The sequence below is a fragment of the Butyrivibrio sp. INlla18 genome (genome assembly GCF_900103635.1).
Lineage (GTDB): Bacteria > Bacillota > Clostridia > Lachnospirales > Lachnospiraceae > Butyrivibrio.
Window position 1 is genome coordinate 22578 of the sequence record NZ_FMXK01000003.1, and the last position, 17356, is coordinate 39933.

At 40.7% G+C, this 17356-nt stretch carries 16 protein-coding genes and 1 tRNA gene; all 17 read left to right on the forward strand.

Features of this window, described 5'->3' with window-relative positions:
- Positions 1-13 precede the first annotated feature (13 nt).
- The 17 genes from BLS24_RS00130 to BLS24_RS00210 all read left to right on the forward strand — a co-directional run bounded on the left by BLS24_RS00130 (position 14) and on the right by BLS24_RS00210 (position 17207).
- On the forward strand, positions 14-1762 hold the full coding sequence (locus tag BLS24_RS00130; RefSeq protein WP_091755103.1) for a hypothetical protein: 1749 nt from the start codon (positions 14-16) through the stop codon (positions 1760-1762).
- Between the two features lie 62 nt (positions 1763-1824).
- Positions 1825-2751: a hypothetical protein gene (locus tag BLS24_RS00135; protein ID WP_091755104.1), complete on the forward strand. Its 927-nt coding sequence runs from the start codon at positions 1825-1827 to the stop codon at positions 2749-2751.
- 30 nt (positions 2752-2781) lie between these two features.
- Positions 2782-3741: a D-2-hydroxyacid dehydrogenase gene (locus BLS24_RS00140; protein ID WP_091755105.1), complete on the forward strand. Its 960-nt coding sequence runs from the start codon at positions 2782-2784 to the stop codon at positions 3739-3741.
- 256 nt (positions 3742-3997) lie between these two features.
- Positions 3998-4069, forward strand: a tRNA-Glu gene (locus tag BLS24_RS00145).
- Positions 4070-4288: 219 nt separating this feature from the next.
- Complete coding sequence (locus BLS24_RS00150) at positions 4289-5053, forward strand: PDDEXK family nuclease (protein ID WP_091755106.1); 765 nt, start codon at positions 4289-4291, stop codon at positions 5051-5053.
- A 612-nt stretch (positions 5054-5665) separates the two neighbouring features.
- Positions 5666-6127: a ribosome maturation factor RimP gene (gene rimP, locus BLS24_RS00155; protein WP_072701473.1), complete on the forward strand. Its 462-nt coding sequence runs from the start codon at positions 5666-5668 to the stop codon at positions 6125-6127.
- Between the two features lie 25 nt (positions 6128-6152).
- Positions 6153-7310: a transcription termination factor NusA gene (gene nusA, locus BLS24_RS00160; protein WP_071175636.1), complete on the forward strand. Its 1158-nt coding sequence runs from the start codon at positions 6153-6155 to the stop codon at positions 7308-7310.
- Between the two features lies 1 nt (position 7311).
- Positions 7312-7569 carry an RNase P modulator RnpM gene (gene rnpM / locus BLS24_RS00165; RefSeq protein ID WP_083385735.1) on the forward strand — a complete coding sequence of 86 codons (258 nt, stop codon included), beginning with the start codon at positions 7312-7314 and terminating at the stop codon, positions 7567-7569.
- 1 nt (position 7570) lies between these two features.
- Positions 7571-7900 carry a L7Ae/L30e/S12e/Gadd45 family ribosomal protein gene (locus tag BLS24_RS00170; RefSeq protein ID WP_442857223.1) on the forward strand — a complete coding sequence of 110 codons (330 nt, stop codon included), beginning with the start codon at positions 7571-7573 and terminating at the stop codon, positions 7898-7900.
- A complete protein-coding gene (gene infB, locus BLS24_RS00175) occupies positions 7901-10771 on the forward strand; it encodes a translation initiation factor IF-2 (protein WP_091755107.1) in 2871 nt (956 codons plus the stop codon).
- Between the two features lie 36 nt (positions 10772-10807).
- On the forward strand, positions 10808-11245 hold the full coding sequence (gene rbfA / locus BLS24_RS00180) for a 30S ribosome-binding factor RbfA (RefSeq protein WP_091755108.1): 438 nt from the start codon (positions 10808-10810) through the stop codon (positions 11243-11245).
- Positions 11242-12192 carry a DHH family phosphoesterase gene (locus BLS24_RS00185; RefSeq protein WP_091755109.1) on the forward strand — a complete coding sequence of 317 codons (951 nt, stop codon included), beginning with the start codon at positions 11242-11244 and terminating at the stop codon, positions 12190-12192. Before rbfA ends, BLS24_RS00185 begins: the two co-directional genes overlap by 4 nt.
- Before the next feature lie 72 nt (positions 12193-12264).
- Positions 12265-13221 (forward strand): tRNA pseudouridine(55) synthase TruB, encoded by a 957-nt coding sequence (gene truB / locus BLS24_RS00190; RefSeq protein WP_091755110.1) that lies wholly within the window; start codon positions 12265-12267, stop codon positions 13219-13221.
- An 11-nt stretch (positions 13222-13232) separates the two neighbouring features.
- Positions 13233-14141 carry a bifunctional riboflavin kinase/FAD synthetase gene (locus BLS24_RS00195; RefSeq protein ID WP_091755395.1) on the forward strand — a complete coding sequence of 303 codons (909 nt, stop codon included), beginning with the start codon at positions 13233-13235 and terminating at the stop codon, positions 14139-14141.
- Between the two features lie 17 nt (positions 14142-14158).
- The gene (locus tag BLS24_RS00200) at positions 14159-15097 is read left to right on the forward strand and encodes an AEC family transporter (RefSeq protein WP_091755111.1); all 939 of its coding nucleotides are present in this window, start codon (positions 14159-14161) and stop codon (positions 15095-15097) included.
- A 59-nt stretch (positions 15098-15156) separates the two neighbouring features.
- Complete coding sequence (locus BLS24_RS00205; RefSeq protein WP_091755112.1) at positions 15157-16851, forward strand: phospho-sugar mutase; 1695 nt, start codon at positions 15157-15159, stop codon at positions 16849-16851.
- Between the two features lie 158 nt (positions 16852-17009).
- Positions 17010-17207 (forward strand): PspC domain-containing protein, encoded by a 198-nt coding sequence (locus BLS24_RS00210; protein WP_091755113.1) that lies wholly within the window; start codon positions 17010-17012, stop codon positions 17205-17207.
- Positions 17208-17356: the final 149 nt, after the last annotated feature.

Below are 17356 nucleotides of genomic sequence, written 5' to 3' on the forward strand. Positions count from 1 at the left end.
GGAGGGGTTTGAAATGGGACATTTTAATAATTTTAAAACTACAGTGTATTGCGTAGCTCAGATCTTAGAGAGAATGGATCTTGAAACGCTTAAAACGCAGTATGACTTCATTGAGAAGTATGTAGGTCTTGATAAGGTCTATCTTGAGCCATACAGAGAAGGACACTGGGTAGACAAGGACAAGATGAAGAGCTTTATCGAGTTCTTTAAAGAGAGAAATGTTGAGGTTGCAGGCGGATTTACAACGGTTGTGCCTGACCTTGATAAGGAAGATGAAAAGAGACAGAGACTTTTTGGTACCTTCTGTTACACAAATCCAAAGATGAGGGAGTACATTCAGAAGGTTTCTGAGTACTGTGCAGAGCAGTTTGATGAAGTTATTCTCGATGACTTCTATTTTACAAACTGTACCTGTGAGGATTGCCTCAAGGCTAAGGGAGATAGGTCCTGGGTAGAGTTTAGAAAAGAACTTATGAAGGATGTTTCGGAGAACCTTGTAGTAGGACCAGCTAAAAAGGTTAATCCTAATGTCAAGATGATCATCAAGTTCCCTAACTGGCGTGAATCTTACCATGCAACAGGCTATAGACCTGACGTTGAAAAAGATATTTTTGATATGGTCTACACAGGAACTGAGACAAGAGCCAGTGCCTATCAGGATCAGCACCTTCCAACATATCTTAGTTACAGCCTGGTTAGATGGATGGATGATGCCAGCGGCGGCAGAAATCATGGAACTTGGTTTGACACTTATCAGTGCTGGCCAGTTGATGACTATCTTGAGCAGGGCTATCTTTCAGCCTTTTCCAAGCCTGAAGAGATAACTCTTTTCCAGTGGACAGATCTTTTTGAAAATAAGCTTGTAACTCCTCTGGGACTACAGTTTAAGAGAATCGACAAGATGCTTGATAGAACTGGTAAGCCTGTGGGAATCCCAGCTTACATTCCTTATGCATCACAGGGTGAGAATCACGTAGAAGACTTCCTTGGAATGCAGGGCTTTGCTCTTTATCCAACACCTCTTTTCCCAGACAGCGGAAGTGTCCTTGTGACAGAGAGTTCCCTTTGCGATGAAAAGATATTTGAAAAGCTTAAAGATTTCCTTATTAAGGGCGGTAAGGCCTTTGTAACACCAGGATTTATGGCAAAGGCCCCAGAAAAGGAATGGAAGGATCTTAGTAGCGCCTACCTTACAGGTAGAAAGCTTTCAGTTACAAGATATTACAAGACTGACGATCCAGCTGGATACCTTGAAAATGTTGAGCCAGTTCTTTTTGCAGATATTCAGCATTCTAATAATATGTCATGGTCACTTTTAAATGGCGGAGCAGGGGAGTATCACACATCTCTTTTCCTTAAGGATGGCTATGGCAAGGGACAGATGTATCTTGTGAATATTCCTGAGAATCCATCAGACCTGTCTAGAGTGCCAGTGTGGGCGTTTGATGCCATTAAGCCAGTGTTTAACTATGGCGGTGTATATGTATCAGCACCAAATGTGTCTGTTTTCCACTATGACAATGATATGGTCATCCTCTATGCTCATGTTACAGGACAGGCTCATCCAGTCCATGCTACAATCCATGTACAGAGTGAGAATGCCAAGATTACTCAGTATTTTGATGGTTGGTATCCATTTAAAGAAAAAGAGCTTGAGCTTCAAAAGAGAGAATTTGGCTATGATCTTCAGAAAAACACTGAGCTTGTGGCTGATGTTATTCTTAACCCAGGTGAATTTTACGAATTTAAAATACAAAAATAATTAACAATTAAGCTCTCCTATGTGTGTATAATGTAAAGATATATACAGAGGAGAGCATTATTATGAATAAAAAGACTATCTTACCTATCATGCTGGCAGCAGCTCTTTTAACAGGATGTGCTACTAAGGCAGAGCCTACTGATAAGGAGTTTACAAGTCCTGATAGTAGTACGCAGGTTTCTACTGAGATGACTTCAGAAGTTGCTAGCAGCGAGGAAACTGTAGCAGCTGTTACAGATGCAAGTGAACCAATAGATGTTACAAGTCAGGAAGATATAAATAAGTACATTGAAGTTGAGACTATAGCACCTATATATGAGACTAGAAAGAGTACAGAGACTGCTACAAATTTCGAAGGACAGTGGCAGCAGACAAACAATCACTCATCAATTGGCGGAGATATCACTATCAGTGATCAGGACAAGGAGAAGTTTAGCTTTAAAGGAGAGTTTTATTACTTTTCTCACACTGGAGATGCAGAGGGCGTAGCTTACTTTGTTTCTGACAATACAGCTATTTATAAGGATGAAGAATATGATGGATATATCTTTTTCCATATGAATGATGGCGAAATGTTTGTTGGATGTGCCGGAACAGCTGGTATGATGGGAATGGCTGTATCACCAAATGGTGAATACACAACTGGCGAAGTGGTACATACCAATGAAGGCATCATGGAAGAGACATATACAGATAATGAGCTTAAGCTTATTAAGGAACTTATTACTGAGGATGAGTACAAAGATGTCTTTGAATTTAGCACAGATGAAGGCGTTGTAAGTCTCTATGATGACAAAGTCCTTGGAGATGGAGCCAAGTGCAAATATGTAGATTCCTTTGTTCCAACCATGGGCGGACTTGGATATGAGCTTGTCCTTGTAGAAGATGGACGCGCATATATTCTTTTGCACAATTATTCAGAGGATATTTTTTATACTAATGATACAAACTGGACAAGTCAGGAACTTCCTGAAGTAAGTCTTGAATAAAAATGTTTTATATTATTGAAGGAGCGGATCATGAAAATAGTAGTAGCAGATACCGATAGCGTAGGATCAGATATGGACTACACCCTTTTTGATGAGCTGGGTGAGTGCACATATTATGGCGACAAGATAACAGATGACAATGCAGCTGAGAGACTTAAGGGCGCCAAGGTCCTTATGATCAACAAGAGTGCCATCACCGACAAAATATTAGATGATGCACCAGACCTTGAGCTTATTTGCGAGTTCGCAACAGGCTTTGATAATGCGAACATAGAAGCTTGCAACAGACATGGCGTTAAGGTTGCAAATGTGGTCAACTATTCAACTATGTCAGTAGCACAGCATACCTTTGCACTTCTCTTTTACCTTATGGAGAACTGCAAGTATTATGATGAGTTTGTTAAGAGTGGCAAATACGCTAACCAGCCACATTTTTGCTGCCTTGATATTCCATTTAATGAGCTTGATGGCAAGACCTATGGAATTGTTGGAATGGGTAATATAGGTAGAAAGGTTGCAGAGATTGCAACAGCTTTTGGTGCTAAGGTTATTTTCTATTCTGCTTCAGGTAGGAGTACTTGCACAGATTACGAGAGAGTAGAGTTTGATGAGCTTCTTAGTCGTTCTGATGTGGTATCTCTTCACTGCCCACTTAGTGACAGAACTAGAAACCTCTTTAATAAAGATGCATTTGACAAGATGAAGAAGAATGCAATCCTTATTAATGTAGCAAGAGGAGCTGTAGTCAGCGAGCAGGATCTCTATGATGCACTTGTAGAAGGCAAGATCGCGGCAGCAGGCCTTGATGTACTTAATCCAGAGCCTATGGCTAAGGATTCACCACTTCTTAAGATTCAGGATAGTGGCAAGCTCTTTGTAACACCTCATATGGCATGGGCTAGTACAGAAGCTAGAAAAAGATGCCTCGAAGAAGTAAAGAAAAATGTTCAGGCATGGCAGAAGGGCGAGCCAAGGAATATAGTAAATTGATATAAGATTCGGCGACTTGGAAAACTAAGTCGCCAATTTTTTTATGATATGCTTTGATAAATGAATGATCTATGGATTGTCAGTGTTTTCCTGAATCTAAGGCGTGTGTCTTGACGCTATCTTGAAAATTACGGAAACGCCTAGAAGTTAACATAAAAATTTTTTGAAAAAATTTAAAAAAAGTACTTGCATTATTTTTATCTTTGAGATAATATAAACAAGTCGCCGCGATACGGCGGTCGACAAAAGCTAGTAAGCCTCGTTGGTCAAGCGGTTAAGACGCTGCCCTCTCACGGCAGAATCAGCGGTTCGATTCCGCTACGAGGTACTGACTGTTTAATAACAGCCCAACCCGAGATCTCAACTATCTGATAGTTGAGATTATTTTTTTGTTTTCTAAGTATTCGGCACGGACAGTGCGTCTTTAGATTATTTGTGGATATTCATCCAAAAGAATCCTCATTTATTTTTTTATGCAGTGAAAGAGGTGAGAGAAGACTTGCATCTTTGATGTTAGATTGCAAAAGGAGAGTGTGCATACAGAAATATGAGTATTGATTATTATCTTGAGAAAAAATATGAGATAAAAAAGAAAATTGAATTATTAAAGGAGGAGATATCGCATGCCCCGGCTGGTTCAATAGTTCCCTTGAAGAAAAATGGCCATTATAGATGGTACCATCAAAAGAAGAATAAGAATGGCGGCTATGAACGAAAGTACCTTAATAAGAAAGATGTCGAGCTTGCAAGGAAGCTTGCTAAGAAGGCTTATTCCAAAGCTATTTTACGGGATAAAGAAAATGAGCTTAGCTGTATTGAGGCATATATTAAAAGGCGAAAATGCACTGATTATGCCTCTTTGATTGAAGAAAATTCACCGTACCGCTCACTTATATTGGGTGATGGCTGGGGCGATGAGGCATATGAACGCAGCGGTTCTCATCCAGAAAACCTTATAGTAAAGGCTCCGAAAGGACAATACGTGAGGTCCAAGTCGGAAGCACTAATAGCTAACGAACTTTTTGAACAAGGTATTTCTTATAGATATGAATGTCTTCTAGACATTGACGGAATCGCGTTTTATCCGGACTTTACTATCAGGAACGATGTTACTGGCGGAATTATTATTTGGGAGCATTTTGGATTGGTTGATGATGCGGCTTATTTTGACAATATGATGCGCAAGATATCTCTTTATATGAAAAATGGGTATATTCCGGGCGTGAACCTTATCATGACTTTTGAAACAAAGCGACATCCTTTGACAATTGATGATGTTAGGAAGGTGATAGCGCTATATCTGAAAGAATAGGTTATTGTGTATTACTGTGGGATTGCTGAAGTCCTTTGAGATGGTATCAAAATAGCTAGAATAAGTGCAATGGTATTATGAGAGCTCTGCGGAGTGATACCAAAAATGCAAGATAAACCTTAATGGTATTACAAGAGCTATACGTAGTAATACTAAAAAGGCAAGAAAAGAGTGAATGGTATCCCTTGAATCCGTGCAAGTGATACTAAAAGAACTAGATAAAACATAATGGTATTACAAGAAATTAATACAATGATACTAAGCAAGTAGAAAAAAGAAAAATGGTATTACTGAAGTTTGATACAGTGGTACTAAAATAGGAATATATAAGAATATGGTATCACTTGCTTTTGTATCAAGCATACCAAAACATGCAAAAAACAAGCTAATAGTATTACCAGAGAAAAAATACGGTGATGACAAATGAATCTCAAGGTGATAAAATAGTAGCCCTTGACGAAAATGCGTTATTGTGGTATTGTCGATATGGTAAATGTTAAGTGGGCTTGAAGAAAGCCCACTTTCTTTATGTATTTAGATAAGATTTATGTATTCATATGTAAATCATGTTTCAGATTATGAATATATGAATCGAAGGATGAGGTTTAATTCATGAAGAAAAATGAAATCGAGAAGAAAACCGAGGAGCTTTTAGTTCCTATAGCCGAGGCTAATGGCGTCACGATCTATGACGTTGAGTATGTCAAAGAGGCTGGTGAATGGTATCTTCGTGCCTACATTGACAGAGAAGGCGGAGTAGATATCAACAAATGCGTTGATGTAAGTCATGCTTTATCTGATGCATTAGATGCAGATGACTTTATTGAAGATGCTTATACTCTTGAGGTTTCAAGTCCAGGACTTGGAAGACAGCTCAAGAAAGACAGACATTTTGCAAACAGCATCGGACAGGATGTAGAGTTCAAGCTCTTCAAAGCCAGAGATGGAGTTAAGGAGTTTGCCGGTACGCTCAAGAGTTTTGACAGCGACAGCGTAACCGTAACTATAAATGATAAAGATGAAAACTTTTTAAGAAAAGAGATATCAGTGATTAAGCTTGCTTTGGATTTTTGATCCAAGCGTAAAAAAGGAGATTACGATGAGTAAAGAATTAATGGATGCCCTTGATCTTTTAGAAAAGGAGAAGAACATCAGCAAGGATTCTCTGTTTGATGCAATCGAGAATTCACTTATCACAGCTTGCAAGAACAACTTTGGCAGAGCTGAGAACATCAGAGTAGAAGTTGACAGAAACAACTGCGACTTCAAGTGCTATGCAGACAAGACTGTAGTTGAGACTGCTGATGATGTTATGGATCCTCAGATTGAGATCTCACTTGATGATGCCAAGAAGATCACCAAGAAGGCAAAGGTAGATGATGTTGTAGCAGTTCCTCTTAACTCTAAGGAGTTCGGACGTATCGCAACACAGAATGCCAAGAACGTTATCCTTCAGAAGATCCGTGAGGAAGAGCGTGGTGCTATCTACAATGAGTATTTTGAGAAAGAGCATGACATCGTTACTGGTGTTGTTCAGAGATTCATTGGCAAGAACGTTAGCATCAACCTTGGAAGAGCAGATGCTATCCTCAATGAAAATGAGCAGGTAAAGGGAGAGGTTTACAGACCTACATCTCGTATCAGAGTATATGTTCTTGAAGTTAAGAATGGTTCAAAGGGACCTAGAATCCTTGTTTCAAGAACTCACCCAGATCTCGTAAAGAGACTCTTTGAGCAGGAAGTTGCTGAGATCCAGGATGGTACAGTTGAGATCAAGTCAATCGCAAGAGAGGCTGGAAGCCGTACTAAGATCGCAGTTTATTCTAACAACCCTAACGTAGATGCAGTTGGTGCATGCGTAGGTGTTAACGGCGCTAGAGTTAACCTTATCGTTGATGAGCTCGGTGGTGAGAAGATCGACGTTATCAACTGGGATGAGAACCCTGGTAACCTTATTCAGAATGCTCTTTCACCAGCCAAGATCGTTGCAGTATTTGCTGATCCAGACGAGAAGAGCGCTAAGGTAGTAGTTCCAGATTACCAGCTTTCACTTGCTATCGGTAAAGAAGGTCAGAACGCTAGACTTGCTGCAAGACTTACAGGTTACAAGATCGATATCAAGAGTGAGACACAGGCTAAGGATGCTCCTGGATTCCGTATGGAAGACTATCTTGATGATGAAGATTACGATGAGTATGAAGAGGGCGAGTATGAGGAAGGCGATGTAGAGTCTTCTGATGCTGAAGTTGAGGAATAATATGCAAAAAAAGATTCCGATGAGAAAATGCGTCGGCTGCGGTGAAATGAAAGAGAAAAAAGAGATGATCAGGGTCATTAAGACTCCTGAGGACGAGATTGTTCTTGATACCACAGGTAGAGCTAATGGCAGGGGAGCATATATCTGTAGCTCCAAGGAATGTCTTTTGAAAGCAGTCAAGAACAAAGGACTTGAGAGATCTCTTAAGGCTCAGATACCAGCAGACGTGCTTGAGCGAATGGAAAAGGAGCTTGGCTAAGATATTGGATTCTAACAAGATATATTCTATGCTGGGGCTATGTATGAGAGCTGGCAAGCTAAAGAGCGGCGAATTTGCCTGCCTTGAAGCTATCAGGAAAAAAACAGCAGTGCTGGTGATCGTAAGTGAAGACGCTTCAGATAATACTAAAAAGCAGTTTAGGGATAAATGTAGTTATTATAACGTTCCAATATACTTCTTTGGCAACAAAGATGCTTTGGGACATGCAATTGGTAAGGACGTTCGAACGAGTCTGGCTGTAACAGACCAAGGTTTGGCTAAGACCCTCATAAAGGACTTACTTCTAGAAAAAAGTACGGAGGAAATGTGAATGGCAAAAATTAAAATATCCGAACTTGCAAGCGAGCTTGGATGCGACGCAAAGGAGCTGATAAGCGTTCTGCAGGAGAAAGGCATAGAGGCAAAACGTTCGAATAGTTCTATCGAGGAAGCTGATGCAGAGGTAGCTAGAAAGCACTTTAAGGGTGGTGCTACCAAGGAGGCAAAGGCACCTGCAGAGAGCAAGGACGCTCCAAAGGAAGCTAAGAAAGAAGCTCCAAAGGAAGAGCCTAAGCAGGCAGCAGGCGATGAGCCAAAGAAAAAGAAGAGCAAGATCATCATGGTTACCAATGCTGGTAATTCCAAGATGGGTGGATACAATAACGGCCAAAACGGCGGCAATAATAACAATAACAACCAGCGCCGTGACAATGGTGGCAACAGAAATGGTGGAAACAACAACGGCAGAAGAGGAACTTTTGCTCAGTCACAGAATGTTTACCATCCAATCAAGCCTTTAACAGCTCCATCACAGCTTGATAGCTATGATAACGTTGTATCAAAGACACCAGCTCCAAAGCCAGCACCAAAGAAGGAGGCTCCAGTTCAGGCACAGGCAGCTCCAGAGGTTAAAGAGCAGGTACAGGAGAATGTACAGCCAAAGGCTCCAGCAAGAGAGCAGAATGCAGCTCCTGCACAGAATGACAGAAACAGAGATAATAGAAACTTCCGTCAGAATGGGGACAGAAACAACGGACCTAGAAATGACAGAGGCGATAGAAATAACTTCCAGAATAGAAATAATGGAAATGGTCAAAACGGTGGATTCCGTAGAGATGGCCAGAACAATTCCTTCGGCGGACCAAGAGGTGGACGCGACAATCAGGGCGCTCCACAGGGCGGTAAGTTCGGTGGCAGAAACGATAGAAACGACAACAAATTTGGAAACAAGTTTGATAAGAATGCTTCTAGAGGCGGATTTGCAGATGCTCCTGTAAAAGAGGGCGGAAGCCACAGAGACGAAGAAAGACGTCGTATCGGTCAGGAAAAGGATAAGAGAAACAAGAAAGATCTTGCTTACGAGCAGGAAGAGATGATGCCAAGAAGTAAGAGAGTTGGCAGATTCATCAAGCCTGAGGTCAAGAAGGTAGAAGAGCCAGAAGAGCAGATCAAGGTTATCTCAATCCCAGAGAAGGTTTCTATTAAGGAACTTGCTGAGAAGATGAAGATGCAGCCATCAGTTATCATCAAGAAGCTGTTCATGGCTGGTCAGGTTTCAACAGTTAATACAGAGCTTACATATGAAGAAGCTGAGAATATCGCCATCGAGTACGATATCATCTGCGAGAAGGAGATTCCTGTTGATGTTATCGAAGAGCTTCTTAAAGAGGATGAGGATGCACCAGAGACTCTCAAGAAGAGACCTCCAGTTGTCTGCGTAATGGGTCACGTTGACCATGGTAAGACATCACTCCTTGATGCAATCCGTAAGACAAGCGTTACTGATAGAGAGGCCGGTGGTATTACACAGAGAATCGGTGCTTACATGGTATCAGTAAATGATCAGAAGATCACATTCCTTGATACTCCTGGTCATGAAGCTTTCACAGCTATGCGTATGCGTGGTGCTAATTCTACAGATATCGCTGTACTTGTAGTTGCAGCTGATGACGGAGTTATGCCACAGACAATAGAAGCTATCAACCATGCTAAGGCTGCAGAGGTAGAGATCATTGTAGCTGTTAACAAGATTGATAAGCCAAATGCAAATATCGACAGAGTTAAGCAGGAAATGACTGAATATGGTCTTATTTCTACTGATTGGGGCGGAACAACAGAGTTCGTACCTGTTTCTGCTAAGTCAGGTGAAGGTATTGAAGACCTTCTTGAGACTATCATTCTTACTGCTGATATCCTTGAGCTCAAGGCTAACCCTGATAGAGAGGCAAGAGGTCTTGTACTTGAGGCTAGACTTGATAAGGGCCGTGGTCCTGTTGCAAATGTTCTTGTTCAGAAGGGTACACTTCATGTAGGTGACTTCATTTCTGCAGGAGCAAGCTCAGGTAAGGTTAGAGCCATGGTTGATGATAAGGGTAACAAGCTCAAAGAAGCTCGTCCTTCACAGCCAGTTGAGATTCTTGGTCTTTCAGATGTTCCTAATGCCGGTGAGGTATTCCTTGGACATGAGACTGACAAGCAGGCCAAGCAGTATGCTAATACATACCTTCAGCAGCACAAGAAGGATCTTATCGAAGAGACAAAGGCTAAGATGTCTCTTGATGATCTCTACTCCAAGATCGAAGAGGGTAGACTTCAGGAACTTAACATCATCATCAAGGCTGACGTTCAGGGTAGCGTAGAGGCCCTCAAGCAGAGTCTTCTTAAGCTTTCAAATGATGAGGTAGTTGTTAAGGTTATTCACGGTGGTGTTGGTGCTATCAACGAGTCAGATGTAACTCTTGCAGCTGCATCTAGCGCTATCATCATCGGATTTGATGTTCGTCCTGATGCAACAGCTAAGAGCATGGCTGAGCATGAAGGCGTTGAGATCAAGCTTTACAAGGTTATCTACCAGGCTATCGAAGAGATTGAGTATGCTATGAAGGGTATGCTTGCTCCTATCTATGAGGAGAGAGTTACTGGTCATGCAGAAGTTAGACAGATCTTCAAGGCTTCTAAGGTTGGTAACATCGCTGGTTCCTTCGTTAAGGACGGTGTCATCAAGAAGGATTGTAAGGTTCGTATCTCTAGAGACGGCGAGCAGATCTTCGAAGGTGATCTTGCATCTCTTAAGAGATTCAAGGATGACGTCAAGGAAGTTAAGGAAGGCTTCGAGTGTGGTCTTGTATTTGACGGTTTCGATCAGCTTCATGAAGGCGATATGGTAGAGGCTTACGAGATGGTAGAGGTTCCTAGAACCTGATGCGAGAGCAGAACTTCCTATTAACAGGAGAGTAAAATGCGTAAAAACAGTAATAAAAATAAAAGAATTAATGGCGAGGTTCAGAAGGTTATTTCTGAAGCAATCCGTTATAGTAAAGACCCAAGGATCAGTCCCTTTACATCCGTTATGGATGTAGAGGTTGCCCCTGACCTTAAGACATGCAAGGTTTGGGTGACTGTTATGGGTAATGACGAGGATAGACTTAGAACTGCAGAAGGTCTTAAGAGTGCAGCAGGTTATATCCGTAGCACAGTAGCCAAGCAGCTCAACATGAGATATACTCCAGAGCTTAGATTTATCATGGATGATTCTATTGAGTATGCTATCAATATGTCCAAGATAATCGATGAGGTTACAGCCAAGGACAATGAGGCTAGAGCAGCTCGTGGAGAGGACATCGAGGATGAGTTAGAAGACTCTGCAGATGATGACTCTTTTGAGGAGGAAGAATGAAAATCGATCAGCTAATGGAAGGTGTAAAGACTGTCGGTATCAGCGGTCATATAAGGCCAGATGGAGATTGCGTCGGTTCTTGTATGGGCATGTATCAGTATTTGTCCAAATGCTATCCAGATGCCAAGATTGACGTTTTTCTTGAGAGTATACCAGCAGAACTTACCTTTATCAAAGATGTTGATAAGGTAAATCATGAGTTCACAACAGATGTAGACAGCTACGATCTTTTTATTGTTCTTGATTGTGGCAAAGACAGAACTGGTAAGGCAGAAACCTTTGTTGATAATGCCAGGAAGGTTGTTAACATCGACCATCATATCAGCAATCAGGGAACTGGTCATGAGAACTACATTGTTCCTACAGCTAGTTCAGCCTGTGAGCTTGTTTATGATGTGATCGATAATAGCAAACTTGATATTGATATAGCCAAGACTCTTTATACTGGAATGGTCACAGACACTGGAGTTTTCAAGTATAACAATACTTCTCCAAAGACCATGAAAGTTGCGGCAGAACTTATTTCCTACGGCTTTGATTTTGGAAGTCTTATAGATCATGTTTTTTATGAAAAGACCTATATGCAGAATCAGATCCTTGGAAGAACTCTTTTGGAAAGCATCATGCTTATGGATGGCAGATGTATCGTATCTGTTGTTTCCAAGCAGACAATGGAGTTCTATGGAGCTGTCAGCAGTGACCTTGATGGTATAGTCAATCAGATGCTCCTTACTATTGGAGTTGATTGTTCTGTGTTTATGTATGAGATTGAGCCTTTGGCCTACAAGGTGAGCCTTCGCAGTAATGGAGCAGTTGATGTTTCCAAGATTGCCCAGCTCTTCGGAGGTGGTGGCCATCAGAGAGCAGCAGGCTGCACAGTGAATGGAACACAGCATGACGTAATCAATAACATTACTAAATATATACACCAGCAGCTGTTTGATTGATCACATGAATAATAGCCACAAGATATGTTGTTATGTCTTGTGGCTTGTTTTATCACATTGGATAGGAAAAATATGAACCAGTATAACGGATTAATAAATATATATAAGGAACCTGGCTTTACGTCAAATGATGTCGTAGCAAAGCTTAGGGGCATTCTTCATCAGAGAAAGATTGGCCACACAGGAACTCTTGATCCTGATGCTGTGGGTGTTTTGGTAGTATGCCTTGGCACAGGAACCAAGCTTGTTGAGATGCTTACAGATCATGACAAGGAGTACATTGCTGTATGCAGATTGGGTGTTATAACTGATACCCAGGATATGTCTGGCAATGTACTTGAATCATCAGAGGTTAATGTGACCAAAGAGGAGCTCCACGAGGCGGTTAAGGCCTTTGTTGGAGATTATGACCAGATTCCTCCTATGTTTTCAGCTATCAAGCAGGATGGCAAAAAACTCTATGAACTAGCAAGAGAAGGAATCGAAGTTGAAAGAAAACCAAGAAAGATCCATATAGATGCCATAACCATTTTAGATGATTCACATTTAGAAGATGAGCATATGTTTACTATGGAAGTAAAGTGCTCTAAGGGAACCTATATCAGGACTTTGTGCCAAGATATTGGCCTTCGCCTTGGATGCGGGGCAGCAATGCAGCATCTTACAAGGACGAGGGTAGGTGCTTTTAATCTTGAGACAGCTTTTACGTTGTCTCAGATTGAGCAGATGAGAGATGATGGTACTTTGATTGACAATATCCAGTCTCCAGAGTTTATCTTTAGAGACCTTGATAAAGTTCACGTCAAGGATTCAGCCAGAGTGCTTTTGGAAAATGGTAATAGCTTCAGGAAGGACAACATCATAAATGAAGATCCTGAGGGTGTTAATGATACAGAGTATCTCGAAGAGATGCTTGAAGATGGCAATATGATCAGAGTATACGCCGAAGATGAGACTTTCTTTGGAATATACAAATATGATTCAAGAACTAAGATGTTCAAGGTGGACAAGTTCTTTTTTGAGAAATGAGATATAAAAAGATGCAGATAATCACAAGACTTGATGAACTGAATATAAATGAAAAAACAGCCATAGCAATGGGCAAATTTGATGGCATACATTTAGGTCACAAAAAGCTCCTTGATATGATCCTTGAGCAAAAGAAAAATGGCCTTAAAGCTACAGTATTTACTTTTGAGCCATCGCCTGAGGAGTTTTTTGTAGGGCACACAGTAAGACAGCTCTTTACCAGAAATGAAAAGAGAAGAGCCTTTGAGAAGATGGGAATCGATATTCTTGTAGAGTTCCCACTTACTGAGAATACAGCAGCAACACCACCAGAGGATTTTGTCAGAAACATTCTGGTAGATGATCTAAAGGCCAAGTATATCGCTGCGGGTACCGATGTCTCTTTTGGCGACAAGGGAAGCGGCAATCAGTTCCTACTCAAGAACTTAAGTAAGGAGCTTGGATTTGACTTATGGCTCATTGATAAGGTTATGATGGACGGCGAAGAAGTAAGCTCCACAAGAGTTAGAAACGTTGTCTCAGACGGAGATATGGATATGGTCAGAAGGCTTCTGGGTTATGACTACAGTATCAGCGGAATCGTTGAGCACGGAAGACATATTGGTCATACAATAGGTGTTCCTACAGTTAATATTCTTCCTCCTGACAATAAGCTCCTTCCTCCATTTGGCGTATATAGTAGCCTCGTTGTGATAGATGGCTGCGAATATAAGGGCATGACTAATATTGGCAGAAAGCCTACTATTTCAGAGCATGAGAAGGTAGGTGTGGAGACCTATATCTATGATTTTGACGAAGATGTTTATGGTAAGACAATAGAAGTAAAGCTCAAAGATTTTTTGAGACCAGAAATGAAGTTTGACAGTATAGATCAGCTTAAGGCTCAAATAGAAAGTGATCTTAAGCTAGCGGCAAAATAATTAAGGCTGGGACAGCAATGGAAAATCTGATAATCGCTACAAATGCAGTAATACCCTTTATTGTTTACATCCTTCTTGGAGTTATATCTAGGAGAATAGGACTTGTACAAGAAAAGTTTTTAAAAGAACTAAATGGAGTAGTATTTAACGTCTTTTTCCCATTTATAATGTTCAACAATCTCTATGATGTGGACTTTACTGAGCTTAAGGGCGCGGGATATGTAGGCTTTGCTTTTGCAGCCACCCTTGTGGTCATATTCGCCGTGTTTTTCATTGTTCCTTTATTTGAAAAAGAAAATTCAAGACGCGGCGTTATAATGCAGGCAATCTTTAGGAGTAACTCAGTTCTTTTTGCAATTCCTCTTACAGAGAGCGTATTCGGCAAAGAGGGTGTGGTAATGGCAAGTATCATGGTAGCCTTTATCGTGCCTCTTTATAACATCACTTCTGTTGCAATCCTAGAGTATTTTAGAGGCGGCTCAGTATCACCAAATGTGCTGGTAAAAAATATCCTAAAGAATCCCCTTATCATAGGTGCTATTGCAGGTATCGTTTTTAATATGCTCCCTCTTAAGATGCCTGGATGCCTTACAGGACCTATATCTCAGCTTTGCAATATGGCAACTCCTTTATCTCTTTTTGTACTAGGAGGAACTCTTAAAGCTTCTGATATGAAGAAAAATGCAAAGCCAATTGCTATAGGAACAGGACTTAAGCTCCTTGTGATACCAAGCATCATAGTGACTATCATGTCTATGATCGGATTTAGAGGCGCTCAGCTTTTTGTTGTATTTTGCATGTTTGCAACCCCTGTTGCAGCGGCATCATATCCTATGGCACAGAGTATGGATGGAGACGCTGATCTTGCGGGTGAATACGTGGTAGTTTCAACAATTCTTAGTATTTTCACCATATTTGTGTGGATACTTGTATTAAAAGGATCATCACTCATATAAAAATGTTTATATGTTAAAATAGTATTTGAATCGAATAATTCATTAAGGAGGTTTAATAAATGAATTACAAAGAAAGATATAATGAATGGCTTACAAACCTTTCTGATGGCGATCCATTAAAGGCAGAGCTCCTTCAGATAGGGGATGATGACAAAGATATTGAAGAGCGCTTTTACCAGGATCTTGCATTTGGCACAGCAGGACTTCGTGGTAAGGTAGGCGCTGGAACTAATAGAATGAACTTTTTGACTGTCGGCAAGGCTTCACAGGGTATTGCTGATTATATCGTAGCTTCTGGTAAAGAGAACATGGAAAAGGGCGTTATCATCGCTCATGATCCAAGACATTTTTCAAAAGAGTTCTCTAAGCTTGCAGCTGGTATATTTGCAACAAATGGTATCAAGGTTTACACATTCCCTGATCTTAGACCTACACCAGAGCTTGCTTTTATGATCAGACGCCTTGGAACAGTATCTGGAATCAACATTACTGCTTCACACAATCCTAGAGAATACAACGGCTACAAGGCATATTGGGATGATGGATGCCAGGTTTCATCTGAGATCGCAGATGGCATGACAGAGAAGATCAATGCTGTTGATATCTGGAATGGCATCAAGACTGGTGATTTCGATGCTCTTGTAAAAGAAGGTAAGATCACGATCCTTGGTGAAGAGTACGACAGAGAATACCTTGATAAGATCGAAAAGATGGCTATTCATGAGGGAGACGAGCTTGACCTTTCTATTCCTCTTGTTTATACACCACTTAATGGATGCGGTTCTATTCCATTTAGACAGATGCTCACAGATAGGGGCTTCAACAACTGGAAGATCATTCCAGAACAGGAGAATCCTGATCCAGACTTTACAACAGTTGGATATCCTAACCCAGAAGATCCTAAGGCATTCAAGCTTAGTGAGAAGTATGGTAAGGAATTTGGAGCAGAGCTCTTAATGGCTACAGACCCAGACTCAGATAGATTTGCTATTGAGATCAGAGACGCAGATGGCAATTATATCCCTCTTAATGGTAATCAGACTGGATACCTTCTTGTTAACTATGTATTAGAGGGTAGAAAAGACGCTGGCACACTTCCTCAAAAGGGAGCAATGGTAAAGTCTATCGTTACATCAACTCTTTCTACTATCATGGCTAAGGCTTATGGCGTAGAGATGTTTGAGACACTTACAGGATTTAAGAATATCTGCGGTAAGATCCCATATCTTCACGAGAATGGTTATACATACCTCTTTGGATATGAGGAGTCTGTTGGATACGCAGTTTGTGAGGATATCAGAGATAAAGATGGTATCTCAGCAGGTATGCTTGTTGCAGAAGCTGCAGCATATTATAGAAAGCAGGGCAAGACACTCTGGGATGTCCTTCAGGAAATCTACGCTAAATACGGATTCTTTGCAGAGGATGAACCAAATATCGTCCTTGAGGGTATTCCTGGAGCACAGCGTATACAGCGTATGATGAAGTACTTTAGAGAAAATCTTCCTACATCTGTTGCTGGCGCTAAGGTTGATAAGGTTATCGACTATATTGGCGGATATGAGGATATTCCAGCTCAGAATGCTATCAGATTATTCCTTGATAATGGTTCATGGTTTGCTATCAGACCTTCAGGAACAGAACCAAAGATAAAGTTCTATTTCTATTCAAACCAGGATTCAAGAGAGAATGCTCTTTTGGTAAATCAGAAGATAAAAGAGGAAATCTTTGCCTTGATCAATAGTGTAGAGTAAAAAGATAGCTAATTTGCCAAAAAAGAAAAATAATATACCTTCATTTGCTGAATTTACTATTTGAAGGAAAAACTACTGATAATATAATCAGTAGTAACACAAGCGATGCTGCTTTAGTGTTTTAGTTTTTTATACATTCATTTTTTTGGAGGGTGGACATGGACGGAAAGAAATTATATAAAAGCAATAATAGAAAAATCTGTGGAGTATGCGGAGGCATTGCCGAGTATTTTGGAATTGATCCTACAGTTGTAAGACTTGTATGGGCACTTACAACATTCGGCGGCGGAGTTGGCATCGGCGCTTACATTATTGCAGCTATTGTTATGGATGACGCTCCTGATTACACAGAATAATTACACTAACCTTAAAGAGAGCTAAGCATAACAGTTTAGCTCTCTTTTTATGTGCATACGTAGATTGAAAGATCATAATTAAGCCTTGATTTATTAAGGCTATGTATATATAATTAAGAAACTGTTACTGCTTGTTACAAAAATAGTAA